Below are 24,848 nucleotides of genomic sequence, written 5' to 3' on the forward strand. Positions count from 1 at the left end.
TCGGTTGAATTACCTGGGTGAGCGGATGCCGCCACCGGGCGCGCAGACAGGCACGCGGGACCGCGGATTTGACGGGACGTCATTGGCACTCGCATCCACTGACTGCCAATCCTACCGCGACCGGCTGGGAACGCCCATTGCTTGTCTGCCCGAGAAAGCGTTTAATAGTGTTCACATGCTTCCCCGCGTTTAGCGAAAGGAACAATCATGAGCGATCCGCAGGCACAACCTCCCCGTGATCCGAGCTACGGTGAACCGACCTCCCGGGAACCGAATGTCGGCCAGCCCGGCGCGGGGCAACAGGCCGGCCCACCGATCGGGCAACCCGCTGGGCCACCGGTCGGGCAACCCGGCGGTCAGGCAGGAGGGCCACCCCCCGGAACCCCCTACGCCAACCCGGTGGTTGCGGCGCCCCTCTCCGAAGCCGACGATCGGCAGTGGGCCTCTTTCGCGCACCTCGGCGGCATTCTCAGCTTTCTGCCCGCTTTGATCATTTGGTTGGTTTTCAAGGATCGCGGTCGTTTCACCAACACCGAAACGAAGGAAGCGCTGAACTTTCAGATCACCCTGCTGATCGGTTACGTGGCCATCAACGTGGCCGCGTCAATCCTCGCTATCGTTACCTTCGGAATCGGCGGACTGCTCATTGGTCTGGCATGGCTGCTGTGGGTGGCCGGCGTGATCTTGTCGATCATGGGCTTTCTCAGTGCCAAAGACGGCCGAGGTTACCGCTACCCGTTCGCGCTGCGCCTCATCAAATAGTCAGCTGGTGGGATTTGGCCGCTGACGATTAGGCTGGGAGCCGCTGGCACCGCTGTGCCAGCGGCCGGCCGTGAACCTGGAGCCCCCATGTCAGAGCAGAACCCGTACCAGTCGACACCGCCCAACCCGATGAGCCCGGCCGACGAGAAATTGTGGGCGACGCTGATCCATGTCGGCGGCATCATCTTCAGCTTTCTGCCGGCGCTGATCGGCTACCTCGCGCTTCGGGATCGTGGCCCGTTTATTCGCGCCCACACCGCGACCGCGTTGAACTTTCAGATCTCGATCTATATCTACGGGGCCGTTCTGGTGCCCATCACCGTCGTCACGCTCGGCTTCGGCAGCATTCTGTATGCACCGTTGATTATCGTTGCCCTGATCTTCATGATTATGGCGGCGTTGGCTGCCAATCGCGGCGAGGGCTACAGCTACCCGCTCACCATCAAGTTCGTTAGCTAGGCGCTCGGCACTCGGGCGCTAGTCGCTCAGCCGTCGCACGACGGCGTCGGCCAGAAGCCGTCCGCGCAGGGTCAGTTCAACCGATCCGGCCAGGGCGGCTTTTGCGTCGATGAGCTCATCGGCGATGAGCCCGGCGACCTCGACGCGGCCGGCCGACGACAGCGAGGCCACCGGGATGCCGGTGCGGATGCGGCTCTGCAGCAGAATGCGTTCGAGTTCGCGGGTGGGAGCGTCGAGCGTTTCTCGGCCGGCGGCCGGCGAGAGAGCGCCGAGCATCCGTTCGGCATACGCGGCCGGATGCTTCACATTCCACCAGCGCACACCGCCGACATGGCTGTGCGCGCCGGGTCCGACGCCCCACCAGTCCTGGCCGGTCCAGTACGCGAGGTTGTGGCGCGACCGGTGGTCGTCGCTCGTGGCCCAATTGCTCACCTCGTACCAGTCGTACCCGGCGGCGGCGAGGAGTTCGTCGGCCAACTCATAGAAGTCAGCCTGTTGGTCATCGTCGGTCGGCGCGATCTCGCCACGGCGAATCTGCCGGGCCAGCTTGGTGCCGTCTTCAACGATGAGCGAATACGCACTCAGGTGGTCCGGATGCAGGCTGAGCGCTTGCTCCAGGCTCGCTCGCCAATCGGCCAGCGACTCCCCCGGCGTGCCGTAGATGAGGTCGAGGCTCACGTCGAGCCCGGCGGCGCGCGCCCACTCCACGACGAGCGGCACCCGCTCGGGGTCGTGGGTGCGTTCGAGCGTCGCCAGCACGTGCGGTACCGCGGACTGCATGCCGAACGACACCCGGGTGAAACCGGCCTCGGCGAGTGCGCCCAGGTATGCGGCATCAACCGAGTCCGGGTTCGCCTCGGTCGTCACTTCGGCGCCGGCGGCCAGGCCCCACTGATCACGTACGGCACCGAGCATGCGGGTCAGGTCGGTCACTGGCAATAGCGTTGGTGTTCCTCCCCCGAAGAACACCGTAGATACCGGGCGTTCCGGCACGCCCGATGCGGTCAGGATGCGGCCGGCCGCCTGCACCTCGAGCACGGCCTGGCTGGCATAGTCGCTCTGTTTTACGCCGCGCAGTTCGGTGGCGGTGTAGGTGTTGAAGTCGCAATAACCGCAACGCACCCGGCAGAACGGCACGTGCAGGTAGACGCCGAAATCGCGCATCTCGGCATCAACGGCCGCCGAGGCGGGCAGGAGGCCGTCGTCGGGTGCTGGATCGCCGACGGGGTGGGGTCCGGCCATGGGTAGTGCTCCAGTACGTAGAAAAGTTGTTGAATATTGGCGGATGGTGCCGCTACTTGATGACACCGGCGGGGTGCAGCGCCCGCAGGTACAGCTTTGTGAATCGTGCCTGTTGAAAACGCAGTACCGGCCAAGCCAGACGGTAGTACCAGGTGCTGGCTCGCGAGAACGAGCGGATGGTCAGCCAAACCGAGTCGTCATCGCGGTGTTCCACGATGAAAGATTCCTCGCCGCTTTCCGGGTGACCGGCCATGGTCCCGTAGGCGAATCCGATGCGCGCCACCTCGTCGATCACATACACAACCCGTACCGGCGCGGTCACGGAGAATATCCAGACCTTCGTCTTCAGCGTCGCTGTCATGCCGTTGGCGATGTACGGCGTGCCGTCTTCGGCGAAAGTCGCTTCGTTAACTGGATGCTGCTGGCCGACGGCGGGTGTGCCATCCGGCTCAAACGTCACCGGCGTGTACTGCACGCCCGTGCCGTTTTCCAGGTCGGTGACCTCCATGCCGCTGCCACGCTGAATTCCCCAGGTCATGAGCAGTTTGGTTGCGGCTTCAAATCGCTCGGCGGAGCTGCCGAGCTTAACGCTCTGCTCCATCGGGCGGTACCCCTTGGGCGGATAGCTCATCAGGTCGGGAGCGAGCGTGCCGCCGATGGCCGCATAGCTCACGGCGGCGTCGGTGAAGGTGGCCCTGCGCATCCGCTTTACTTCTTGTCTTTCGTTTCAATGTCACCCGACAGCGCGGCGATGAAGGCTTCCTGGGGCACCTCGACCCGGCCAACCATCTTCATGCGCTTCTTGCCCTCTTTTTGCTTCTCGAGCAGCTTGCGCTTGCGCGAGATGTCACCGCCGTAGCACTTGGCGAGCACGTCTTTACGCATCGCGGAGATGCTCTCGCGGGCAATGATGTGGGCGCCGATGGCCGCCTGGATGGGCACCTCGAATTGCTGGCGCGGAATAAGTTTGCGCAGGCGCCCGGTCATGAGCGCGCCGTAGGCGTAGGCCTTGTCACGGTGCACGATGGCGCTGAACGCATCGACCTGCTCGCCCTGCAACAGAATGTCGACCTTGACCAGGTCGGCCTCCTGCTCGCCGGAGGGTTCGTAGTCGAGCGAGGCGTAACCGGCGGTGCGACCTTTGAGCATGTCGAAGAAGTCGAACACGATTTCACCGAGCGGCATGGAATAGCGAATCTCGACGCGGTCTTCGCCGAGGTATTCCATGCCGAGCAGGGTGCCGCGGCGACTCTGGCAGAGTTCCATGATGACGCCGACGTAGTCTTTCGGCGCGAGGATGGCGGCCTTGACCATGGGCTCGAGCACCTTGGCGATCTTGCCGGTGGGATACTCGCTCGGGTTGGTCACCGTGATCGTGCGTTTGTCGTCGGTCGTGACCTCGTAGGGCACGCTCGGCGCGGTCGTGATGAGGTCGATATTGAATTCGCGTTCGAGGCGTTCGGTGATGATCTCGAGGTGCAGCAAGCCGAGAAAGCCACAGCGAAAACCGAAACCGAGAGCGACGGATGTTTCGGGTTCATAGCCGAGGCTGGCATCGGAGAGCTTCAGTTTGTCGAGGGCCTCGCGCAGCGCCGGGTAGTCGCTGCCGTCGATCGGGTACAGACCGGAGAACACCATCGGCTGCGGCTCGTCATAGCCCGGCAGCGCCTCGGTCGCCGGACGCACCGCGGTCGTGATCGTGTCGCCCACTTTGGACTGGCGCACATCCTTCACGCCGGTGATCAGGTAACCGACCTCGCCGACCTTGAGCCCCCTGCTCTCGATCGGCTCGGGCGAGATGACACCGATTTCGAGGATCTCGTGGGTCGCCCGCGTCGACATCATCTGGATTTTTTCGTGGGCCTTGAGGTGGCCGTCAATCATGCGCACATAGGTGACGACGCCGCGGTAGCTGTCGTAGACCGAGTCGAAGATCATGGCGCGCGCGGCGGCATCCGGATCGCCCTTCGGCGACGGAATCATGGTCGTGGCGAGGTTGAGCAGTTCTTCCACCCCGGCGCCGGTCTTGCCGGAGACCCGCAGCACGTCTTCGGGGCGCCCACCGATGAGGCTCGCGAGTTCGCGGGCATACTTGTCGGGATCGGCGGCCGGCAGGTCGATCTTGTTGAGCACCGGAATGATCGTGAGGTCGTTCTCGAGTGCGAGGTACAGGTTGGCCAGGGTCTGAGCTTCGATGCCCTGGGCCGCGTCAACCAGCAAAATGGCGCCCTCGCAGGCGGCCAGGCTGCGCGACACCTCGTAGGTGAAGTCGACGTGGCCGGGAGTGTCGATCATGTTCAGCGCGTAGGTCGTGCCGTCCAGCTCCCACGGCATGCGCACGGCCTGGCTCTTGATGGTGATGCCGCGTTCACGCTCGATGTCCATGCGGTCCAGGTACTGGGCGCGCATGGAACGTTCGTCGACCACGCCGGTAATCTGTAGCATGCGGTCGGCGAGGGTCGACTTGCCATGGTCGATGTGGGCGATGATGCAGAAGTTGCGGATGAACTCGGGGGCCGTGGCGGCCGGTTCCAGCGCGTGAAGGGCTCTCGGTGACATAGTTCGTCTATTGTCCCATGCTCGGCCGGGTTGTTCGGTCTACGCGCGTCGCGCCTCGCCTAACGGTTGGTGCCTCCGTGACGATCGGCCCGGTCACGGCCGAGGTCGTCGAGGGCGCGCTGTAGTTGCGCGCTGGTGGGGCCACCTGCTCGGCTCACGCCCGGGAGTCAGCGCTCGCGTCCGTGTTCAGACCTGCGACGCTTCGCTGCCCGGGCGGTGCCACGCACCATCGTGAAAGATGATGGCCGATGGGCGAATCTCGACGGCGCCGTACTGAGCACCGGGGCACTTCGCGGCCCAGCTGATGGCTGCGTCCAGATCGGGGACCTCGAGCACAAAAGTTCCGTTCAGACGCTCCTTGGTGTCGGCGAATGGACCGTCCTGCACCCTCAATTCGCCGTCGCGTACCGAGATGGTAGTGGCCACGGCGACCGGCTGCAGGATGTCGGCGGAGACGAGCACGCCGGCGGAATCGAGCGATTTCGCGTAGGCGTCGAACGCCCGACGGCCCCATTCCATGGCCTCGTCGCTGACCTCGGCGTCGCCGGCTTCCTGGCTCATGACGAGCAGTGAGTACTGCATGAGTGGTGTCCCTTCTGATTATTTGATACTGACACCGACATGAAGATCGAGACAGGCCGAAATCGACACCGCCGCAAAGACAACCGCGCGCTTGTCAAAGATTGGTCGGCCCGGGCCGCGCTCGCGCGGCGCGGTGGCTAGGCTCGCGGGCATGGAGACTTGCCCGGCCCGCGTGCCAGTTTTACTCGTGCACGGCATTCGCGCCTCGGCCACAATGTGGCGTTTTCAGGAGCAGAGCCTACGGGCGGCCGGGTATCCGGTGCTTGCGATCGATCTTCCCGGCCACGGGCAGCGGATGCGCGAGCCGTTCACGGTGCCGGCCGCCCTCGCCGCCATCGATGACGGCGTGGCCAGGCTCGGCGGCCGGGTCTTGCTCGTGGGGCTCTCCCTCGGCGGTTACTACGCCGTGACCTACGCAGCGAATCACCCCGACCGGGTGGCCGGACTCGTCGCCGCGGGGTGCAGCGCCGTTCCGCGGGGCGTCTTGCTGGAGGGATATCGCCTGCTGGCACGTCTGATCCACCGTCTTCCCGATCGTGGCCTGTGGCTGCACGAGACCATGGCACGCAGATTGCTGCCTCCGGCAGGAGCGCGAGATGTGCTCGCGGGCGGAGCCGCGCTCGACGTGATGGATTCCGGGCTGCGAGCGACATCGACGCTGGCACCGCTGGCCAGTCTGGCGGCCTACCCGGGACCGATCTGGCTGGTCAACGGCGCGCTCGATCACTTTCGACTCAATGAGCGGCGTTTTCTTGCCGCCTGCCATGACGGGCGGATCGTTGTGGTGCCGGGGGCCACCCATCTCTCCAGCCTGGCCCAGCCCGAGCGCTTCACCGCGATTCTCCTGCGGATAGCGGCGCTGGTGAGCGGCCATCCATCGACTGGAACAACCGCGCCGCAATAGCCGCCCGGCTTCCACCTGGGTGTTCGCGGCAGCGCATGCAATCCCCTGCATTTTCTGATTTGTCTCCCGCGCAGAGCACTCTCGCCCAATAGCTGCGCCCGCTGGATCTGAACTGATCTTCAGCGCAGGCGCCGCCGCGTGCGCCGCGCGCGTCCGGCGAATGTGCACCACCCAACCGCTGGCCCAACTGGCCCGATCAGATGGTGGACGGGCTCGTTTTGCCCTGGTCGCCGTCGGGATCAGCGGTGGCCTCGCGGCGCGCGGCCATGATTGATGCGTTGATGCCGGCGATGAGGCTCCTCGCGTCGATCGCCCCGGTCCAGCGCTGTCCGTTGATGAAGAACGTGGGAGTGCCCAGGGCGCCGGACGCCTGGGCGCTGGCGAGGTCATCGCGGATGCGCGCCGCCGTGGCCGGTGCGTCGAAGGCCTCATCGAAGAGCTGCTCGTTCAGGCCCAGCGTCCCAACGCGGTCCATCAGGTCGTCGTAGGAGAGGTGGTCCTGGTCGGCGAACAGAGCGTCGTGCATCTCCCAGAACTTACCCTGGGCGCCGGCGGCCTCGGCGGCCTGAGCAGCAAGGAGCGCTCGGGGGTGGTCGTCGACCAACGGCAGGTGGCGGAAAACATAACGCAGCCGGGACCCGTAGTGGGCTCGCACTTCGTCGATCGACCCGGTTGCCCGGGCGCAGAACGGGCATTCGAAGTCGGCGAACTCCACGAGCGTGGCCTCCGGCTCCCCGGGTGCGTCGAGCGGGGTGTCCCGTGAGCCGTCGTGAACATGAACGTGGTCACGGTCGGGGTCGACCGGTGGCACCAGCGTGCTCGGCGTGGTGTGCGCGGCGGGCCCGAACCGGCGGCCCAGCGCGAAAAGGGACCATCCCAAAAGCGCCGCGACCAGCGAGGCGGTCAGCACCCCGATGCGCGCCTGGTCGGCGAGCACCTCGTCGTCGCGCAGGGCCAGGTCGACGATGAGCAGCGAGATGGTGAAACCGATCCCTGACAGCGCCGCACCCCCGGCGATCTGCCATCGGTCCAGCCCGGGTGCCAAGTCCCCCAGACGCAGCCGTACCGCGGCCACCGTTCCACCGAGGATCCCCAGGAGCTTCCCGCCGACCAGGCCTGCCACCACGCCCCAGGTGACCGGCGATGTTGCGGCGCTGGCCAGCACGTCGGCGTCCAACACGATGCCGGCATTGGCCAGGGCGAACAGCGGCACGATCACGAAGACGGACCACGGCTGGTACAGCAGTTGGAGACGGTCGGTGGGCGCGATCGAAGCATCGATGGACCAGCGGGCAGCACGCGCGTAGCGAGGCCCGGGGTCTTGGCGGTAGGTCGTCACCGCACGGGCCGCAGCCGCGACCCCGAGGCGACGGGGAATGAATGCCGGGGTGAGCAGCGCGATGACCACCCCGGCGATGGTGGGGTGCACGCCCGAGGCCACGGTGGCCACCCACACCGCGGTGCCCAGCACGAAGTAGAGCGGCCCGCGGCCGATTTTGAGCCGCGCCAGCGTTGCCATGATAGCGATGCCGCCGGCGGCCAGAAGCAGCGGCCCCCACTCGAGGTGATCGGTGTAGAACAACGCGATCACCGTCAGCGCACCGATGTCATCGGCGACGGCCAGGGTGAGCAGAAACAGGCGCAGCTGCTGCGAGCCCCGGGGCCCGACCAGGGCGAGAACACCGAGCAGAAAAGCGGTGTCGGTGGAGATCACCACGCCCCACGCTGCGGCGGCCGCGCCAGAGGGGTTCAGGGCCAGGTAGACCAGGGCCGGCACGGCCAGACCGGCCGCCGCGGCCGCGATGGGTACCGCGGCGCGGCGCGGGTCGGACAGATCGCCGACCACTAGTTCGCGTTTGACTTCCAGGCCGAGCACGAAGAAGAAGAACACCATCAGCCCGTCGTTGACCCAGTGCTTGAGGTCCAGGTCCAAACTGGCACCACCGAGGGTGATGTTCAGCGGGGTGCTCCAAAACTGCTCGTAGGTCGCTCCCGCCGGCGAGTTTGCCCACACCAGCGCCGCCAGCGTCGCGCCCAACAACACCGCCGCCCCAGCCGATTCCTTCGCCATGAAACGGCGAACCCCATCGACCAGTCGTCCGGTGCGCTGCCCCGGGGCTGGTGTCTGCAACGAGGAGTCGTTCATCGGTCGATCCTTCGTGTGGTCGAACAGGTCAGCAGCAGGATTGCCCCAATGCCACAGTTTACTTTGGGGTCGCGACCACGCCACGACCGCCGAGCCGCGCGGTTCACTGCTTTCGCTTCCCGAGGTCACGGGAGACATGCTTCATCGTGCGCGGGAGCTGCGCCCGTGCGCGGGCGGCGGAACTCACGCGCACTGGCACAGGTCCCGCGCCACGAGATACGCGGGAGTACCGACCAAACCAAAGCTCCCGCGCACCGGCGCAACACCCGCGTAGAGCGCTCATCAGCGCTGACCTCGGACCGTAACACCCGCGCACCGGCGCAGATCCCGCGCAGCGCGTTCGAGCATCCGGGACCCGCTGACCGCGGCCGCTTTCCGCGACCACCCGCTCCGGGGTCCAATCATCCGCTTCTGAGGCCGGCCGGCCCGGTTTGGGCGTCGGGTCGTTTGCTGGTAGCGTTAGTGGTTGGCTTGCGTGTCGGGTCCCACCCCGCACGATTTTCGCCGCAGAAGCGCCCTCTACCGCTGAGCGGCTGTCCATACAAGATTGTTCTGACCAGAACTTAACGAAAGCGTAAAAAACGTGGCAAATATCAAGTCGCAGATCAAGCGAATTGGCACCAACAAGAAGGCCCAGGAGCGTAACAAGGCCGTCAAGAGCGAGTTCAAGTCCGCGATTCGCGCGACTCGTTCCGCGATTGCCGCTGGCGACAAGGACAAGGCCGTCGTCGGTCTCGCCTTTGCTTCCAAGAAGCTCGACAAGGCCGTCAGCAAGGGTGTCATCCACCAGAACCAGGCTGCGAACAAGAAGTCGGCCATCGCGAAGGCCGTTTCCGCACTCGTCTAATCGGCACCAGTTCCACACACGGGGGAATACCGAATCAGTTCGCGAGAGCGGATGCGACTCCTCAGGTAAAAATGCCCCCACCGTCTCGGTGGGGGCATTTTTGTATCTGCAAAGCCACTGTACCGGCCATCCCACGGCGCCCTCCTCTCGCATCGTGTATCCCGGCCGGCCCACCCCGCCTCGTGCATCAGCGCCCCACTATACTGACGCCGTGAAGAGCACCCCACCGGTCAATAAGATTCCGGACACCAGCGCACCGCAGCGCCGCACGCATGCTCGTTTCCTCGCCGCCCTACTCAGCCCCGCGGCACTCGCTGTTGCAGTGTGGCTCGCGTTCAGTACGAGCGACGTCGCAGCAGCCAGCACGCGGATCCAACACCTTGTCGCACTGGGCGCGTTCGTGCTCTTTCTCACTGGAATCACGTTCTATCTTGCCGCAGCGGCGGCCACCGGGTCCCGCGGCCGCGGGAAGTTTGGCGGGCAAATCGAAGCCGACGGAGCAGGTCGAACAATTCGACGCATCCGTTCGCTATCCGGAATCGGAGCCGTCTTTGCACTCGCCGCCGTGCTGACGATCGCCGGGCTCGAAGCGCTGCGCATCGTCGCGCCGCCAGCCAACCGCCCGGTCTCCGTGCAATTCTCCGAGATCACCGGCCGCGTTCAGTTCGAATATTGTCCGAGCCTCCCCGGATCTTTTGAGGCCCTCGTCAAGCCCCCGGATCTGGCCGGTTCATCAACCCTGCTGCCCGTCTGGGTCGCCGGCACGGTATGCGGCAACCCGAATTTTCAGAATGGAGTGTGGCTCTATCTGAACCGCTCAACCATCACGGTCGCGGATGCCGGCGACCGGTGATCGGTGACCGGTGTCGGCCACCGGGTACGACGGTGACCGGTTGTGACGGGAATAAGCTGGATGGCGACAAACTGCACGTAGGAGTCTTGACGGTGGCTATTGTTCACCGCGACGGGCGATCACGCCGATCAGCCGCTCCAGGGCGAAGACCGGGTCGCGGCCGGCACCCTTCACCGCGGCATCCGTCTCGGCGAGCACCAGAATGCAGTGCGCCAGACCCTCGTCGCTCCACCCCCGCAGGTCTTTCTGCGCCCGTTCGACCTGCCACGGTGCCAGGCCGAATTGGGCACCGAGCTGCACCGAGCCACCGCGCGCCCCGAACACTTTGGCCATGGTGCGGATCTTCATGGCGAACGCCGCGACAATCGGAACCGGGTCGGCTCCGGACGAGAGCGCGTGCCGCAGAGTGACGAGCGCCTCTCCGTTGCGGCCGGCGATGGCCCAGTCGGCCACCTTGAAGGCGTTGGTTTCCACCCGACCGCCGTAGTAACGGTCGACCGTGGTTTCGGTGACCTCGCTCGTGGCATCCGCAATGAGTTGCTGACAGGCCGCGGACAGTTCGGCCAGATCGTCCGAGAACGCTGCCACCAGCTGGCGCAGTGCGCTGACCGTGACACGCTTGCCCGCTGCCTTGAACTCGTTCGTGGCGAATTCATACTTCTCGGTGTCTTTTTTGAGTTCCGCGCAGACGATTTCAATCGCGCCGCCCAGTCCACTTCGGATGGTGTCGAGCAGTTTTTTACCGCGCACTCCCCCGCCGTGCCGCAGCACGACATAGGTGTCATCGGCCGGATTATTGAGGTAGTCGAGCGCCTCAGCCAGAAAAGTGTCGCTGCATTTCTCAACATTGCTGACCCGAATCAGCCGCGGTTCACCGAACAATGACGGGCTGGCGAGAGTCAGCAGTTCACCGGGCGCATAACTGTCCGCCTGCACGTCGCTGATTTCGAGGCTCGGATCTTCCAGCTTGAGAAAATCACGCAACTGGCGGATGGCGCGTTCGGCGAGAAATGTCTCGGTCCCGGAAACCAGCACGATCGGCGCCGGACGCACCTGGTGCCATCCGAGCTGGGGAATAACGGTGCCCTTGGCCGCGCGGGTGGTGGAAGCCTTACCGGCCCGGGAACCGGTCGTGGCGGGTCGTGCAGCCAATGCGTTCTCCTAGGGTTTCGTGCGCGGTAAATCAAGCCTAACCCGCACCGCTGACCCTCCTGTCAGTATCCGCTCGGCCGAACGGTGCACTGTGGGGGCCGAAGCCGCAGGGGTCGCGGGGGGAGCACGCCCGGATACCTTCTCGGCCCACAGCACGAGGGTGCCGTTGGCCCCGGGCGCGATGACCGCCATGCCTTCGCGGTCGGTTCGCACCGCGAGTGTGCCTACGGAGGCCAAGATGTTCAGCAACGTGTCGGTCGGGTGACCATAGCTATTCTTCACCCCGACCGAGATCAGCCCCACCCGCGCCCGCAGGTCAGCATAGAGCTCCGTGCTCTGGTCGGCCGAGCCATGGTGTGCCACCTTGACGACATCGACCCGTCCGGGCGGTGAGACACGGCGCAGGGCATCTTGCGCCTCCTGCCCGAGGTCACCGAGAAAGATAGACCGGATGCCCCGTCCGTCAAACATGATCGTGAGACTCCCCGGGTTGCCCACCTGCATCGTCGTCGCTCCACGAAGTGGCCAGAGAATGTTCCAGCGCAGGCTGCCGAGGGTGCCGGCATCGCCGCGTGCCGCCTGACTCACCGTGGCACCGCCAGCGGCGAGGCGCTCGTGCAGGCGTTCGTCCTCGGCGTTTTCCGGCACCCCGACCAGGGCGGTATCGACCCGTCCGATGACGGCGTCCACGCCGCCGATGTGATCAAGGTCATAGTGGGTGAGCACGAGCAGATCGATATGGGTGATGCCGAGGGTGGCCAGGCAGTTGGTGAGCAGCTGGGGGTCGGGACCGACGTCGACGAGCCCGTATTGGTCGCCGTCCCGCACGACGACGGCGTCGCCCTGGCCGATATCGCAAGCTGCAATCTGCCAGTCGGAGGGGAAGGATACGACGCGGCCCAGTCCGGTCCCGATCAGGGACCCCGCGTACCCGCCCAGACCGACGAGCAGCACGGCCAGCACCGCTGCGGGCCAGCGGGCGGGCCGAGCCGCCGGCCCACGTAACACCACCACCAGGGTGAGCAGAGTAGCGACCGAGAGCAGCAGCACTCCCAGCGCACCACCGGGCCAGGGCAGCCGGGTTCCCGGCAGAGTTGACACCCCCTGGGCAACGGCGGCAATCCAGGCCGATGGCAGCCACGCCAGGGCCAGCAGCCCCGAGGCGACGCCGGGAAGTAGGGTCAGGGTCAGGCAGGCGACCAGCCCGACCACGGTCGCGATCGGCGCGGCTGGACCGGCCAGAATATTGGCCGGAACGCCATACAGCGGCAGGCTCGGGTTCAGCAAGATCAACACCGGTTGGCAGGCAAGCTGGGCGGCCAAAGGAATGGCGATGATTGCGGCGAGTGCCCCCGGCATCCACCGTGCCAGTACACGACCGAGTGGACCGGCGAGGAGCAGGAGCCCCGCGGTGGCGAGCACTGACAAGGCAAACCCGTAGTTGCGGGCCAGCCACGGATCGAACGCCAGCAGTCCGATCACGACGCCGAGCAGGGTGGGCACGCCGCGACCGGGGCGGCCAGCACCGATGGAGAGCAGGGTGAGCGTTGCCATGACCGCCGAGCGCAGCACGCTCGGCTCCGGCGTGACCAGGACCGTGAAGCCGAGCAGCGTCAGGAGCGAGAGCGCGATGCGCCAGGAGCGCCGCAACCGAAGATAGCCGCCGAGCAACATGATCGAGGCGATCACAATCGCACAATTTGCTCCGGATACCGCGGTCAAATGGCTGAGCGAGCTGGTCTTCATGGCGGTGTCGAGTGCCGAACTGACCGCACTGGTGTCGCCGATGGCCAACCCGGGCAGCAGATCTCCCCCATCCCCCGAGAGCGTCGTGGCCGCCTTCATGAATCGGGCCCGAACGTCGTTGGACCAGTGCAACCACCACGGCGGCGGGGCTACGCTGGCCGCCGAGCCGGTGACGAACAGCAGCGCGACTGCGGCGTCGCCCGGCTCGGTCGTGCGCAGCGTGGCACGCACCCTCAGTTTCACGCCGATTTGGGGCTCGTCGCCGTCTTTGGCCGCTTCGGCGAACACCACCACCGGACTCGACACCTGGGCGCTCGCACCGTTCCCGTCGATCTGGGTGAGGGTGGCCCGATAGCGCACCCGACCGGAGGTTCCGCTGCCGATGAAGGCCTTGGCCGCCACCGGAACAGACCACACGGTGACGATAGCTGTCACCGTCGCGTGCGACTGCGCCGCGGCACGCACCTCCGCCGGCAGACGCACCGGCGCCCACACTCCGATGGCCGTGGCCACAAGAGCCGCGCCAGCGCAGCAGAGCACCAGGCTACCGCCCAGTTTCTGCCAACGATCGGGGCTCGGCGTACCGGTGTTCCTCGAACTGGTGCTCTTCTGGCTGGTCTTCCTCGTGCCGTTCTCCCTCCTTACGGCGCTACCCGCGGTGCTCCGCCGCGGCAGCCGGCTGACGAGGAGAGCTGCGGAGCAACCGCCGGCCAGCAGCCAGAGCGTCACTGCAACGGATTCGGCCGCCTCTGGCGCTCCGATCAGCAGGCCGGAGCTCAGCCACACGGCGGCTGCCGGCAGCGCCAGCCGTAGGTCGAGGCTCATATCGTGATGAGGTCTTTGAGCGCCTCGAAGGTTTTATCGCCGATCCCGGCGACGTCGCGCAGCGCATCGACAGTGGCGAAGCGGCCGTTCGTCGTGCGGTAGTCGATGATGCGCTGCGCCATGGTCGGGCCGATGCGGGGCAGGGAATCCAGATCGGCCACCGTCGCCGTGTTGAGGTTGACCTTGGCGGCAGGAACGTTCGCGGCACCGGAGCCCGCTGCCGCTGGCGGGATTCCCGGTGGCACCTCACCCTGGCGGGGAACATAGAACTGCTCACCGTCACTGAGAATTCGGGCCAGGTTCACTCCGGCCGGATCTGCTTCGGCGATCAACCCTCCGGCTGCGGCAATAGCATCCATCACCCGGGCGCCGTCGTGCAACTCAAACAACCCGGGCTGGGTCACCGCCCCCAAAACGTGCACGAAGATGACGACTCCGACGTCTGCCCCGCCCGGCGTCGCACTCGCCCCGGCATCAAACGGTTCAAGAATGGCACTGTCGGAGGCGCCCCCCGACGGGATCGACACCGATCCGGATTCGACCGTGCGCTGCCCGGCTTGCTGGCCCACCGCCGACACGACGACGGCAACGACGAGGGCGAGCAGCAGCAGCACGACGGCCGCTCCGACGCCAACCCGCAGCCGGGGACGAGCCCGAGCGGTCGGAGCGAGTCGCTCCAGATCGAGGAGGGAATGGTCGGGCTGCATGCTCGCAGGCTAGGCGGCGCCGGGCATCCGTTCGTCAGCGACTCATGGATCTGGGCGCTGACGGGGTTGCCAGGCGACTGTGGAGGAGCGCCCCGATCTCCGACGTTGCGGTGACAAGCCGGTCAGAAGCGGCGGATCCCGGTCACTGCCGGTCGGCAGCACCCGCGCGCGCGGGCGCTCGCGTGCAGCGCCGTCGATGACCGTGCAACACTGGATCGACGAAAGGAACGACCTGTGGATGACCCGCGCGCGAATATGGAGGGCAACGGCCTGCTCGGACTCGGCGCCCCCCGGGTCAACTGGGCCAAGACGCCGGGACGGGTACCCGGGTTCTGGCTGTCCGTGGCCGGCACCATCCTGGCCCTGCCCGTTCCCCCCGCCGGCTTCATCCTCGCTGTCATCAGCCTGATGTTCTCCGGCAAGGCCTTCGGAGTCATCCCGGCCAAGGCTCGCGGCCGGGGACTCAACCTGACGGCGATCGCTCTGGCCGTCGTGGCGATCCTGGTCTCGCTCGTGCGCGTCTTCGCCTAGCCGCCAGGACGCCGAGCTCTGCGAGAGCGGCCCCGACCGTTCCCCGCTGGGGACCGACCGGGGCCGCTCGTTCGCGTGTGCTACGGGCGGGTGACGAACGAGACGAGCTTGGGCACCCGCACGATCACTTTAACGATCTCGCGGTCTCCGATCGAACGGATAACAGCGGGCGCCTCCCTGGCCATCTTTTCGAGGTCTTCGCCGGAGACCTTCGGCGACACTTCGAGCAGGGTGCGCATTTTACCGTCGACCTGCACGACCGCGGTGAGCGACTCCTGCACGAGGAGGGTCTGCTCGGCCTTGCGCCACGGTACGAGAGCGATGCACGGCTCGTAGCCGAGGTGCTCCCACATATCCTCCGCGGCGTACGGTGCGAACAGGTTCAGCGCCATGGCGGTGGCCTCGGCGGCTTCGCGCACCGCGGCATCCGCGGGGCCGGCACCGGTGTCGATGACCTTGCGGGTGGCGTTGACCAGTTCCATCAGGCGCGCCACGACCACGTTGAATTTGAACGATTCGACCAGGCCGGGAGCATCGGCAAGGAACCGGTGGGTGACCCGGCGCAGGGTCACATCGCCGGTCTTCCACTCCACGTCGGGGGCGCTCGTGACGTCACGCGCGACACGCCACGCGCGGGCGAGGAACTTGGCCGAGCCGACCGGGGAAACGTCTGCCCAGTCGATGTCGTCTTCCGGTGGACCGGCGAACGCCATCGTGAGGCGCACGGCATCCACACCATGCTCTTCGACTTCCTCGGTGAAGTAAACGAGGTTGCCCTTGCTCTTGCTCATCTTGGTGCCGTCAAGAATGACCATGCCCTGGTTGAGCAGCGCGGTGAACGGCTCGGTGAAGTTCACGTAGCCCTCATCGAACAGGAACTTCGTGATGAAACGTGCGTAGAGCAGGTGCAGGATGGCGTGCTCGACGCCACCCACGTACTGGTCGACGGGCGCCCATTTGTCGGCATCCTTCGGATCGAACGCCTTGGTGTCGTCGCCCGGGTTCAGGAACCGCAGAAAATACCAGGAGCTGTCGACGAAGGTGTCCATGGTGTCGGCGTCGCGACGGGCCGGGGTGCCGTCGATCGGGTTGGGCACGTTGACCCAGTCCGTTGCGCCACCAAGCGGGCTGGTGCCCTTGGGCTTGAGGTCGAGTCCATCGCTGGAGGGGAGCAGCACGGGCAGCTGCTCTTCCGGAACCGGAATTTCGGTGCCGTCTTCGCCATGGATGATCGGAATCGGCGTTCCCCAGTAGCGCTGACGAGAAATGAGCCAGTCGCGCAGACGGTAGTTCTTGGCGGCGCGGCCCAGTCCGTCGGCGGCCAATTGCTCGATGATGCGCTTGATGGCGGTGATCTTGCTCAGGCCGTTGAGCGGTCCGGAGTTGATCAGGCGGCCCTCGCCGGAGAGGGCGATGCCGGTGCTCAGTGGATCGAGCGCCGGCAGCTCTTCGGTGCCGTCGAGCATGGCCTGCGTGATCACCGGAATCATTCCGGTTGCGGGAGAGTTGGTATCGACGACGACAACGACCGGCAGATCGAAAGCGCGGGCGAAGTCCAGGTCACGCTGGTCGTGGGCGGGCACCGCCATGATCGCGCCGGTGCCGTAGTCGGCGAGCACGTAGTCGGCGGCCCAGATGGGCAGGCGTTCGCCGTTGACCGGGTTGATCGCGTAGCGGCCGAGGAAGACACCGGTCTTTTCACGGTCGGTGGCCTGGCGTTCCATCTCGGTGCTGCGCTGCACGCGCACGAGGTACTCCTCGAATGCTTCCTGCACCTCGGGCGTCGACTCGGCGACGAGTTCGGCGGCGAGATCGCAGTCCGGCGCGACGACCATGAAGGTGGCGCCGAACAGCGTGTCGGGGCGGGTGGTGAAGACGGTCACGCGCTCGGTACGTCCCTCGATCGCGAAGTCCACATCCGCTCCGATGGAGCGTCCGATCCAGTTGCGCTGCATGTTGAGCACCTTGGCCGGCCAGGTGCCCTCAAGTTGGTTGAGGTCGTCGAGCAGGCGATCGGCGTAATCGGTGATCTTGAAGTACCACTGGGTGAGCTTCTTCTTCACCACCACGGCGCCGCTGCGGTCGCTCGTCCCGTCGGCCAGGACCTGCTCGTTGGCCAGCACGGTCTGGTCGATCGGATCCCAGTTAACCCAGCTGTCCTTGCGGTAGGCGAGGCCCTTCTTATAGAGCTGCAGAAACAGCCACTGGGTCCACTTGTAGTACTCGGGGTCGCTCGTGTGCAGTTCACGGTCCCAGTCGAAGCTGGTGGCGTAGAGCTTCATGCTCTTCTTTTGCTGCGCGATGTTGTCGTAGGTCCAGCCGCGCGGGTCGATGCCGCGCTTGATGGCGGCGTTCTCGGCGGGCAGCCCGAAGGAGTCCCAGCCGATCGGGTGCAGCACGTTGAAACCCTGGTGGCGCCAGTACCGCGCCACGACGTCGCCGAGCGCGTACACCTCGGCGTGCCCCATGTGCAGGTCGCCGGAGGGGTAGGGGAACATATCGAGCACGTACTTGCGCGGGCGGGTGTCGCCCTCGGCGCTCGTCTTGAACGGCGCGAGCTCTTCCCAGATGGGTTGCCACTTCGCCTGGATCGCCGCGAAGTCATACACTTCTTCGTCGCTCTCATCGCGCGCGTCGATGCGTACGCTTTCGTGCTCGTGTGCCACGTGACTCTCATTCATTGCAGGGGTTAAGCATGGTCTGTGCCGAACTTTCGCTCGGGTATGCCCGCGACAAAGCGCGCGCGTACAGTGTCTAGATTACTAGGGCGCAGCGACGCCGAGGCTCGCCAGCAGCGCGGCCGCCTTGATTCGGGTCTCGTCAATCTCCTCGCTGGCGTCGGAGAGTGCCGTGATTCCGCCGCCAGTACCGATGCTCGCACCGTGGGAATCCAGCACGATGCTGCGGATGACGATGGCCAGGTCGGCGACGCCGCCCCGCCCAATGTAACCAAACGCTCCGGAATAGATCCCCCGCGGTCCCCGCTCCAGCCCGTTGAGAATGCTCATCGCGCTCCGTTTCGGAGCTCCCGTCATGGAACCGGCCGGAAAGCATGTTTCGATGGCATCGACGACTGTGACGCCCGGTGCCAGTTGCGCCTCGATCGTGCTCACCAGCTGATGCACGTGCGGGTAGCTTTCGACGGCGAGCAGGGTGGAAACCGCGACCGTGCCCAACTGCGCGATCCGACCGATGTCGTTGCGCATGAGATCGACGATCATCAGGTTCTCGGCGCGTTCCTTGTCACTGTGCGCCAGTTCGAGTTTCAGCCGCTCATCCTCGTCCGGTTCGCTCGCGCGCGGGCGGGTTCCCTTGATCGGCTTGGTGCGGATGCGGCGATCGCCTCCCACGTACAGAAACTGCTCCGGGCTCGCGCTCAGAAGTGCGACGTCACCGAATCGCAACAAGCCGCCGTGGTGGCTGGGACTGCCGGCGCGCAAGGCTACGAAGGTGTCGACCGGGTGCCACGAGCCCGGCACCCGAATCTCGTTCGTCAGGCACAGCTGATAGGCGTCACCGTCGTGGATGGCGGCCAGGCAGGTCCCGATCAGGGCAGCATAAGTGGCCGGGTCATGACGCCAGAGCGGGGGCACGGATGCCGGCGGCCGGCCTTCCCGGCCCGGCCCGGCTTCGGCCGCTGTCGCTGCGCCACCCACTGCCGCTGTCGCTGCCCCACCCGCTGCCGCTGCCTCTGCCTCTGCCTCTGCTTCTGCCTCTGCCTGAAGATGGATCGCCGTGAGGGCAGCGTCGGTCTGATCGAACCAGGCGGTGACGGTTGCGAGTGGTTCGGCGGAGCCTGGTTCGGCCGAGCTGGTACCCGCCACGAGCGTGACCGTGCGGTCGCCGTGGTCGAACCGGAGGAGACGGTGCACCTCGAGCAGCGCGGCATCGGGGTAGCGCGACCCGTGCACGGGGGTGCCGACGGTTTGCGCTCCGAGCTCGTAGCCGAGCCACCCGACCCATCCGAGCTCGAAACCGGCCTGCCGGGTGGGATCATCGTTCTCACCGGCCTGCGCCGCGAGATCGCGACGCAGAAAATCGAAGATGGTCTCCTGAGTCACGTCGGGTGGTGCAGCATCCGTTGTCTCGATGGTTCGACTGGTGACCGTTCCCGCGGCCACGGAGGCCGTGACGAAACGGGAGTGGGGCGAGGCTGCGCCGAGGTAACTCACGCCGGTCTGGGCACCGGGACCGGTGTCGAGCCAGAACGCGTACGGATCAGTGGCATACAGCGACGCGAATGCGGCTGCGGGGTCCGTCCAGGCGGTCAGGAGCCTCCTCTGCACGGTACCGGTCACCAGAACAGCCTAGCTTTGCGCCGCGGCCGGGCAAATCGACGCAACCACGCCACGCGACCTTGTTGATATCGGCGCAGCACGTAGGCTGGGAAAAATGAATGACACCCTCACGTGGATCCTCGATATCGTGTCCAGCGTCGACCCGATCATTCGGACCCTCCTGGCGTTTCTGGGCATGCTTCTGGAGACCTCGGTGCTGGTGGGACTGCTTGTTCCCGGCGACACGATCGTCATCGTGGCCAGCACGGCGATAGCCGGGCCGGTAGAGTTCGTCACCCTCGTGCTGGCTGTGATCGTGGGGTCTCTGGCCGGGGAGAGCATCGGTTTTGCACTGGGGCACCACTTCGGTCCCTACATTCGGAGCAGTCGGCTCGGCCGACGGATCGGCGAACGCAACTGGATCCGCGCCGAAAACTACCTCGAGCGGCGCGGCGGCGTTGCCGTGTTCATCTCCCGGTTTCTGCCGGTTCTGCACTCCCTCATTCCACTGACCGTCGGCGCCAGCCGAATGCGTTACCGAGCCTTCATGGCCTGGACCGTTCCCGCGTGCATTATTTGGGCGCTCGCCTACGTGAGCGTCGGATCGGCCGCGGCGGAGGGCTACCGCGACCTGAGCGGGCGCCTGCACTCCGCCGGGTACCTGTTCGTCGGGGTGATTGCCCTGTTCGTGCTGGCCGTTTTCTTGATCAAGAAGTGGCTGCACCGGCGCGAACAGCGCCACATGGACTGAAACCCTAGGCGTGCGCCGGCAGGGTCACCCGGGCCGTTACGAGCTCGTCCGGCACGGGAGTGTGCGAGATCAGCAACACCGCGCGGTGGGCGTCGGCCGCCGCCGTGAGGATATCGCGCACGAGGGCATCCGCCCCGGCGCTGTCGACGTTGGCGGTGGGCTCGTCAACGATGAGCACGGGAAAATCGGCCAGCAGCGCCCGTGCCAGGGCAATGCGCTGGGCCTGCCCGCCGGAGACGAGCGCACCGCGCTCCCCCACCCGGGCATCGAGCCCACCGCGACGGGCAGCCCAGTCGGCCAATCCGACGCGGGTCAGCACTACGTTGAGTTCGGTATCGGTGGCCGTATCCCGAGCAAACAGCAAGTTCTGACGGATGCTGTCGTCAAACAACCACGGGCGCTGCTCGCACAGCCCAACGACCTGTCGCACCTCGCTTTGGGCCAACAGACGCACCTCGACCCCGTTGAGCCGATAAGAACCGGTGTAGTCCAAAAAGCGCACGAGCGTCTGAGCGAGAGTGGTTTTGCCGGCGCCGCTCGGCCCGGCGAGGTGTACCCGGTCCCCCGGCGCCAGGCGCAACGTCACGCCGGCCACACCGGGGTCACGCTGGCCGGGCCAGCGCGCGCCGAGATCGGTCAGTTCCAGCACGACCGGCGCGTCGGCCTGGTTGAGGGAAACCAGTACCTGCGGATCCACAACGTCAACGGGGATCTCGGCGGGCGGCGCAGCCGGAACGACGTCGGCCACGCGCATCGCACTGACCCGAACCTGGCGCCACGCTCCGGCAGCGAGAGGAACCATGCCGAACACCTCAAACACCGCCATCGGTACGAGCACGGCCACGACGAGGGTCGGGCCGAGCAATTCCGGGCTGAGCAGCCCGCCGCCGCCGGTGAGCTCGGGAATGCCGAAGTACAGCGCACCGAGCGTTGCTGCGCCGGCGAACAGCGAAACCACCGCCGACTGCACGCCGACGCCGACTGATCGGCGCAGGGTCGCGCGCCGCAGGCGCTCATCGATGCGCGCGAGCTCCTCCAGCCGTGGTTGCAGAGCGTCAAAGGCGGTGAGTACGTCGAGATTTTCGACGATTTCGAGCACCTCATCGGCGAGGGCGCCGCGCAGCGGTGCGAGCTCCCGCTCGGCCCGCGCGGCCAGACTGCCGGAGAACAAGGTTCCGAGTACTCCGGCCAACAGGAGACAGACCAGCAGGGTCAGCCCGGCCGCCGGAACGATCAGCCAGATTCCCACGACGCTGAGCGAGGCGGTGATCCCCGCCACCAGAAGCGGTTGAACCACGCGCAGCGGCAGGTCCTGCAGGTCATCGACGTCGCGCACCAATCGAGTGAGCAGATCACCGCGGCCGGTCGTGGCCAGCCCGGCGGGGGCCACCGGTACGATGCGCCGAAAGATGCCCAGACGCAGTTCGGCGAGCTGCCGGAATGCAGCATCGTGGCTGGTGAGACGTTCCACGTAGCGAAAGACGGAACGAAAAATGGCGAAGGCGCGCACGCCGACAACGGCCATGCCCAAAAAGGCCAGAGATGGCATTTCGGCGGCGCGGGTAATCAGCCAGGCCGAGCAGGCCAGAAGCGCCACCGCCATGACGGCGCTCGTCGTGCCGGCCGCCAAGCCCGGCGCGAACCAGCGCGGGCGCGGCTGAGCGAGACGCAGTACATCACGAGCGGATCGGTCGAGCGTCAGATCAGACATGAATGAGCTCCTGCAATTCGATCACGTGGTCGGCGGCGGCCACAACAGCCGGTCGGTGACTGACGACGATCACGACCCGGCCCTGGTCGGCCAGTTGGCGGAGTCCGTCGAGAAGCCCTGCCTCGGCGTCGGCATCGAGCGCGGAACTCGGTTCGTCCAAAATCACTACGTGGCAATCGGTCACGAGCGCCCGGTAGATGGCGCGAGCGGCGGCAACGCGTTGAGCCTGGCCGCCCGAGAGACCCTCACCGTTCACGCCGAGCACCGTCGCGGGTGACACCTCCGCGGCTCCCGCCCAGTTCAGTGCCTGGGCGATGACGGCCGGGTCAGCGCTCGTCAAAGCAGCGCTCGGCAAAGCAGCGCTCGTCGAGGCAGCGGCTTTCGGCACAGCGGATGCCGCTCCCAGCGCCACATTGTCGGCCACCGTACCGCGAAACAGGCCAGGGCGCTGGCCGGCCCAGGCCAACCACGGGCGAGCTGCCCCAGCCCCAACGGCCGCACCCCCGAGCGTGAGCTCTCCGGTCAGCGGGACGAAACCGAGCAGAGCGGCCACCAGGGTGGATTTGCCCACCCCGCTCACTCCGCGCAGGGCGGTCAACTCTCCGGAGGCGAATTCCGCGTGCAGTTGGTCGATCACCACGGTATCGCCCCGCCGCACGGAGACGCCGGCCAGACGGAGGGCTCCCGATCCCGGGCCGGGCAAAGCGGCGGGCGCCGGCGCACCAGCCGTGGCAGCGGCATCCGCTGTGGGGAGTGCCGAATGGCCAGGCACCGCTGCAATCGTCGGTGCCGTCGCGACTGACTCATCGTCGAGAATGGCGAAGAGCTCTTCGGCGGCGGCCAGGCCGTCGGCCGCCGAGTGGAATTGTGCGCCCACCTGGCGCAGGGGCAGGAAGGCTTCCGGCGCCAGCAGCAACACGAACAGCCCGACGCCCAGCAACAGTGCGCCGTCGATCAGGCGCAGGCCGATCGACACTGCGATGAGCGCGACCGAGAGGCTCGCGGCCAGTTCCAGCACGAAGCCGCTCAAAAACGACACCCGCAACACCTTCATGGTGCGCGTGCGGTACTCCTCGGTGATGGAGCGGATGCGGTCGAACTGGCGTTTCTCCCGGCCGTAGATCTTGAGGGTACCCAGGCCGCCGACCACATCGAGAAACCCGGTGGAGAGGCGCTGCAGAGCCTGCCATTGCTCCTGCTGCACCGACTGGGTGGCCCGGCCGATGAGAATCATGAAGATGGGAATGAGCGGGATCACGATGATGACCGTGATTCCGCTGGCCAGGTCCTGCCAGAGGATGACCGCGATCAGAATCGGCGTTGCGATCATGGTCAGCAGCAGCTGCGGCAGGTAACGGGCGAAGTAGTTGTCGAGGGCGTCCAGGCCGGTGGTGACCACCGTGGCCAGACGAGCACTCTGCCGAGTGGCGACCCAGTCGGGGCCACGCTCAGCCAGCTTGGCCATGACCCGGGCGCGCAACTGGCTTTTGACCTGAGCGGCACCACGATTAGCTGCGAGTTCGAGCAGCCAGATCAGCGCCGACCGCAACACGATGACCCCGGCCAGAGCGGCCAGAGTGGGCACGATCGCACCGAGGGATTCGCCCGCCACCGTCAAGGTGATGGCTCGGGTCAGCAGCCAGGCGAACGCGATGATGACGAGGGTTTGCGCAAAACCCAGCAGCGCGCCGATCAGAAGAAATCGGCGCGCTGCTGAGGCATAACGAAGAAGGCGAGAATCCAGAGGGCGCACTGCCTTATTCTCCCACAGCGTTAGTGTACGGCGACCTCAATGTGCGCCCGGCCGATGCGCTTGCGGAACACCCAGTAGGTCCAGCCCTGGTAGAGCAGAATGACAGGCATTCCAATCAGTGCGGTCCAGCTCATCACACCGAGCGTGTACGCCGACGAGGAGGCGTTGGCGATCGTCAGGCTGTTGGCCGGATCGTTGCTGGCCGGCATGACATCGGGGAACAGCGACCCGAACAGGGTGAGCACGGCAAGCCCGATCGTCACGGCCATCAGACCGAAGGCGAGCATTTCAGCGCCGCGCAGGTTGGCCACGAACGAGGCGATCAGGGCGACAGCGGCCAGGGCAGCGAAGATAGTGGATGCCAGGGTGCCATAGGCGAGGGTCGTCCAGACCAGGAAGCTGGCGGCGACGACGATAGTGACGACTCCGGCCTTCGTCGCGAGCTTGCGCGCCCGCAGTCGGATATCCCCCTCGGTCTTCAGCGAGACGAAGACCACCCCGTGCACAAAGAACAGCAGCAACGTGGTCAAGCCGCCGAGCAGGGCATACGGGTTCAGCAGGTCAAAGAAGGTGCCGATGTAGTCGTGATTGACATCGAGCTTCACGCCGCGAACAACGTTGGCGAAGGCGACACCCCAGAGCAGCGCGGGAACGGCAGAACCGACGATGATCATGCCGTCGAACCACTTCTTCCACGACGATTCGGGGCGCTGGTGCCGGTATTCGAACGAGACCCCACGCAGAATCAGCGCCACCAGAATCAGCAGCAGTGCCAGGTAGAACCCGCTGAACATCGTCGCGTACCACTCGGGGAACGCCGCGAACAGTGATGCCCCGGCCACGATGACCCAGGTTTCGTTGAGGTCCCAAACCGGACCGATGGTGTTGATGAGAACGCGGCGATCGGTGTCGTCCTTACCGAGGAAGGGCAGGGACATGCCGACCCCGAAGTCGAAGCCGTCGAGCACAAAGTACCCGATGAACATCGCAGCGATAATCCAGAACCAAAGAATTGTGAGATCCATCTTGTATTCTCCGTTT

20 protein-coding genes are annotated in these 24,848 nt (G+C 66.0%); 7 read left to right on the plus strand and 13 right to left on the minus strand.

From position 1 onward, the window contains the following. Positions 1–207: 207 nt before the first annotated feature. Positions 208–762 carry a DUF4870 domain-containing protein gene (locus QMK22_RS03940; protein WP_283496320.1) on the plus strand — a complete coding sequence of 185 codons (555 nt, stop codon included), beginning with the start codon at positions 208–210 and terminating at the stop codon, positions 760–762. An 87-nt stretch (positions 763–849) separates the two neighbouring features. Beyond that, positions 850–1,221 carry a DUF4870 domain-containing protein gene (locus QMK22_RS03945; protein WP_283496321.1) on the plus strand — a complete coding sequence of 124 codons (372 nt, stop codon included), beginning with the start codon at positions 850–852 and terminating at the stop codon, positions 1,219–1,221. An 18-nt stretch (positions 1,222–1,239) separates the two neighbouring features. Here QMK22_RS03945 and hemW read toward each other — a convergent pair whose 3' ends face one another. From hemW to QMK22_RS03965, 4 genes are all read right to left on the minus strand, one after another. Beyond that, positions 1,240–2,463, minus strand: a complete 1,224-nt coding sequence (hemW, locus tag QMK22_RS03950; RefSeq protein WP_283496322.1) for a radical SAM family heme chaperone HemW — start codon at positions 2,461–2,463, stop codon at positions 1,240–1,242. Between the two features lie 52 nt (positions 2,464–2,515). Next, a complete protein-coding gene (locus QMK22_RS03955) occupies positions 2,516–3,166 on the minus strand; it encodes a DUF1990 domain-containing protein (RefSeq protein WP_283496323.1) in 651 nt (216 codons plus the stop codon). 5 nt (positions 3,167–3,171) lie between these two features. Continuing rightward, positions 3,172–5,022 carry a translation elongation factor 4 gene (lepA, locus tag QMK22_RS03960; RefSeq protein ID WP_283496324.1) on the minus strand — a complete coding sequence of 617 codons (1,851 nt, stop codon included), beginning with the start codon at positions 5,020–5,022 and terminating at the stop codon, positions 3,172–3,174. 186 nt (positions 5,023–5,208) lie between these two features. Beyond that, entirely contained in the window at positions 5,209–5,604 is a 396-nt protein-coding gene (locus QMK22_RS03965) for a YciI family protein (RefSeq protein WP_283496325.1), read from the minus strand. Positions 5,605–5,776: 172 nt separating this feature from the next. Here QMK22_RS03965 and QMK22_RS03970 point away from each other — a divergent pair, with 172 nt between their 5' ends. Further along, positions 5,777–6,508 carry an alpha/beta fold hydrolase gene (locus tag QMK22_RS03970; RefSeq protein WP_283496326.1) on the plus strand — a complete coding sequence of 244 codons (732 nt, stop codon included), beginning with the start codon at positions 5,777–5,779 and terminating at the stop codon, positions 6,506–6,508. A gap of 196 nt (positions 6,509–6,704) precedes the next feature. On the opposite strand, the gene nhaA is transcribed toward QMK22_RS03970, so the two are convergent. Next, on the minus strand, positions 6,705–8,654 hold the full coding sequence (nhaA, locus tag QMK22_RS03975; protein ID WP_283496327.1) for a Na+/H+ antiporter NhaA: 1,950 nt from the start codon (positions 8,652–8,654) through the stop codon (positions 6,705–6,707). Positions 8,655–9,237: 583 nt separating this feature from the next. On the opposite strand from nhaA, the gene rpsT reads away from it, so the two are divergent. Both rpsT and QMK22_RS03985 read left to right on the plus strand, forming a co-directional pair. Then, positions 9,238–9,501: a 30S ribosomal protein S20 gene (rpsT, locus tag QMK22_RS03980; protein ID WP_283496328.1), complete on the plus strand. Its 264-nt coding sequence runs from the start codon at positions 9,238–9,240 to the stop codon at positions 9,499–9,501. 211 nt (positions 9,502–9,712) lie between these two features. Beyond that, complete coding sequence (locus tag QMK22_RS03985; protein WP_283496329.1) at positions 9,713–10,354, plus strand: hypothetical protein; 642 nt, start codon at positions 9,713–9,715, stop codon at positions 10,352–10,354. Positions 10,355–10,450: 96 nt separating this feature from the next. Here the strand turns inward: QMK22_RS03985 and holA are convergent, their stop codons facing one another. From holA to QMK22_RS04000, 3 genes are read right to left on the minus strand one after another with little or no spacing between them, the layout of a single operon-like run. Beyond that, complete coding sequence (holA, locus tag QMK22_RS03990; protein WP_502856994.1) at positions 10,451–11,506, minus strand: DNA polymerase III subunit delta; 1,056 nt, start codon at positions 11,504–11,506, stop codon at positions 10,451–10,453. 9 nt (positions 11,507–11,515) lie between these two features. Then, entirely contained in the window at positions 11,516–14,077 is a 2,562-nt protein-coding gene (locus QMK22_RS03995) for a ComEC/Rec2 family competence protein (protein ID WP_283496330.1), read from the minus strand. Further along, the gene (locus tag QMK22_RS04000; RefSeq protein ID WP_283496331.1) at positions 14,074–14,784 is read right to left on the minus strand and encodes a ComEA family DNA-binding protein; all 711 of its coding nucleotides are present in this window, start codon (positions 14,782–14,784) and stop codon (positions 14,074–14,076) included. Before QMK22_RS04000 ends, QMK22_RS03995 begins: the two co-directional genes overlap by 4 nt. A 234-nt stretch (positions 14,785–15,018) precedes the next feature. On the opposite strand from QMK22_RS04000, the gene QMK22_RS04005 reads away from it, so the two are divergent. Continuing rightward, entirely contained in the window at positions 15,019–15,315 is a 297-nt protein-coding gene (locus QMK22_RS04005) for a hypothetical protein (RefSeq protein WP_283496332.1), read from the plus strand. An 80-nt stretch (positions 15,316–15,395) separates the two neighbouring features. Here QMK22_RS04005 and leuS read toward each other — a convergent pair whose 3' ends face one another. Then, positions 15,396–17,996 (minus strand): leucine--tRNA ligase, encoded by a 2,601-nt coding sequence (gene leuS / locus QMK22_RS04010; RefSeq protein WP_283496333.1) that lies wholly within the window; start codon positions 17,994–17,996, stop codon positions 15,396–15,398. 81 nt (positions 17,997–18,077) lie between these two features. Further along, complete coding sequence (locus tag QMK22_RS04015) at positions 18,078–19,613, minus strand: anthranilate synthase component I family protein (protein WP_283496334.1); 1,536 nt, start codon at positions 19,611–19,613, stop codon at positions 18,078–18,080. Positions 19,614–19,707: 94 nt separating this feature from the next. On the opposite strand from QMK22_RS04015, the gene QMK22_RS04020 reads away from it, so the two are divergent. Further along, on the plus strand, positions 19,708–20,343 hold the full coding sequence (locus QMK22_RS04020; protein WP_283496335.1) for a DedA family protein: 636 nt from the start codon (positions 19,708–19,710) through the stop codon (positions 20,341–20,343). A gap of 4 nt (positions 20,344–20,347) precedes the next feature. Here the strand turns inward: QMK22_RS04020 and cydC are convergent, their stop codons facing one another. The 3 genes from cydC to cydB are packed head-to-tail and all read right to left on the minus strand — an operon-like array spanning position 20,348 to position 24,832. Further along, entirely contained in the window at positions 20,348–22,054 is a 1,707-nt protein-coding gene (gene cydC, locus QMK22_RS04025; protein WP_283496336.1) for a thiol reductant ABC exporter subunit CydC, read from the minus strand. After that, on the minus strand, positions 22,047–23,807 hold the full coding sequence (gene cydD, locus QMK22_RS04030; protein ID WP_283496337.1) for a thiol reductant ABC exporter subunit CydD: 1,761 nt from the start codon (positions 23,805–23,807) through the stop codon (positions 22,047–22,049). Before cydD ends, cydC begins: the two co-directional genes overlap by 8 nt. A 20-nt stretch (positions 23,808–23,827) precedes the next feature. Further along, on the minus strand, positions 23,828–24,832 hold the full coding sequence (gene cydB, locus QMK22_RS04035) for a cytochrome d ubiquinol oxidase subunit II (protein WP_283496338.1): 1,005 nt from the start codon (positions 24,830–24,832) through the stop codon (positions 23,828–23,830). Positions 24,833–24,848 lie beyond the last annotated feature (16 nt).

It is taken from the genome of Cryobacterium sp. PH29-G1 (genome assembly GCF_030063365.1).
In the GTDB taxonomy this organism is placed as follows: domain Bacteria; phylum Actinomycetota; class Actinomycetes; order Actinomycetales; family Microbacteriaceae; genus Cryobacterium.

Bases quoted from the DNA above. Each gene is read 5' to 3' on its own strand.
- QMK22_RS03940 (WP_283496320.1), top strand. From the start codon at position 208: ATGAGCGATCCGCAGGCACAACCTCCCCGTGATCCGAGCTACGGTGAA.
- QMK22_RS03945 (WP_283496321.1), top strand. From the start codon at position 850: ATGTCAGAGCAGAACCCGTACCAGTCGACACCGCCCAACCCGATGAGC.
- hemW (WP_283496322.1), bottom strand. From the start codon at position 2,463: ATGGCCGGACCCCACCCCGTCGGCGATCCAGCACCCGACGACGGCCTC.
- QMK22_RS03955 (WP_283496323.1), bottom strand. From the start codon at position 3,166: ATGCGCAGGGCCACCTTCACCGACGCCGCCGTGAGCTATGCGGCCATC.
- lepA (WP_283496324.1), bottom strand. From the start codon at position 5,022: ATGTCACCGAGAGCCCTTCACGCGCTGGAACCGGCCGCCACGGCCCCC.
- QMK22_RS03965 (WP_283496325.1), bottom strand. From the start codon at position 5,604: ATGCAGTACTCACTGCTCGTCATGAGCCAGGAAGCCGGCGACGCCGAG.
- nhaA (WP_283496327.1), bottom strand. From the start codon at position 8,654: ATGAACGACTCCTCGTTGCAGACACCAGCCCCGGGGCAGCGCACCGGA.
- QMK22_RS03995 (WP_283496330.1), bottom strand. From the start codon at position 14,077: ATGAGCCTCGACCTACGGCTGGCGCTGCCGGCAGCCGCCGTGTGGCTG.
- QMK22_RS04000 (WP_283496331.1), bottom strand. From the start codon at position 14,784: ATGCAGCCCGACCATTCCCTCCTCGATCTGGAGCGACTCGCTCCGACC.
- leuS (WP_283496333.1), bottom strand. From the start codon at position 17,996: ATGAATGAGAGTCACGTGGCACACGAGCACGAAAGCGTACGCATCGAC.
- QMK22_RS04020 (WP_283496335.1), top strand. From the start codon at position 19,708: ATGAATGACACCCTCACGTGGATCCTCGATATCGTGTCCAGCGTCGAC.
- cydC (WP_283496336.1), bottom strand. From the start codon at position 22,054: ATGTCTGATCTGACGCTCGACCGATCCGCTCGTGATGTACTGCGTCTC.
- cydB (WP_283496338.1), bottom strand. From the start codon at position 24,832: ATGGATCTCACAATTCTTTGGTTCTGGATTATCGCTGCGATGTTCATC.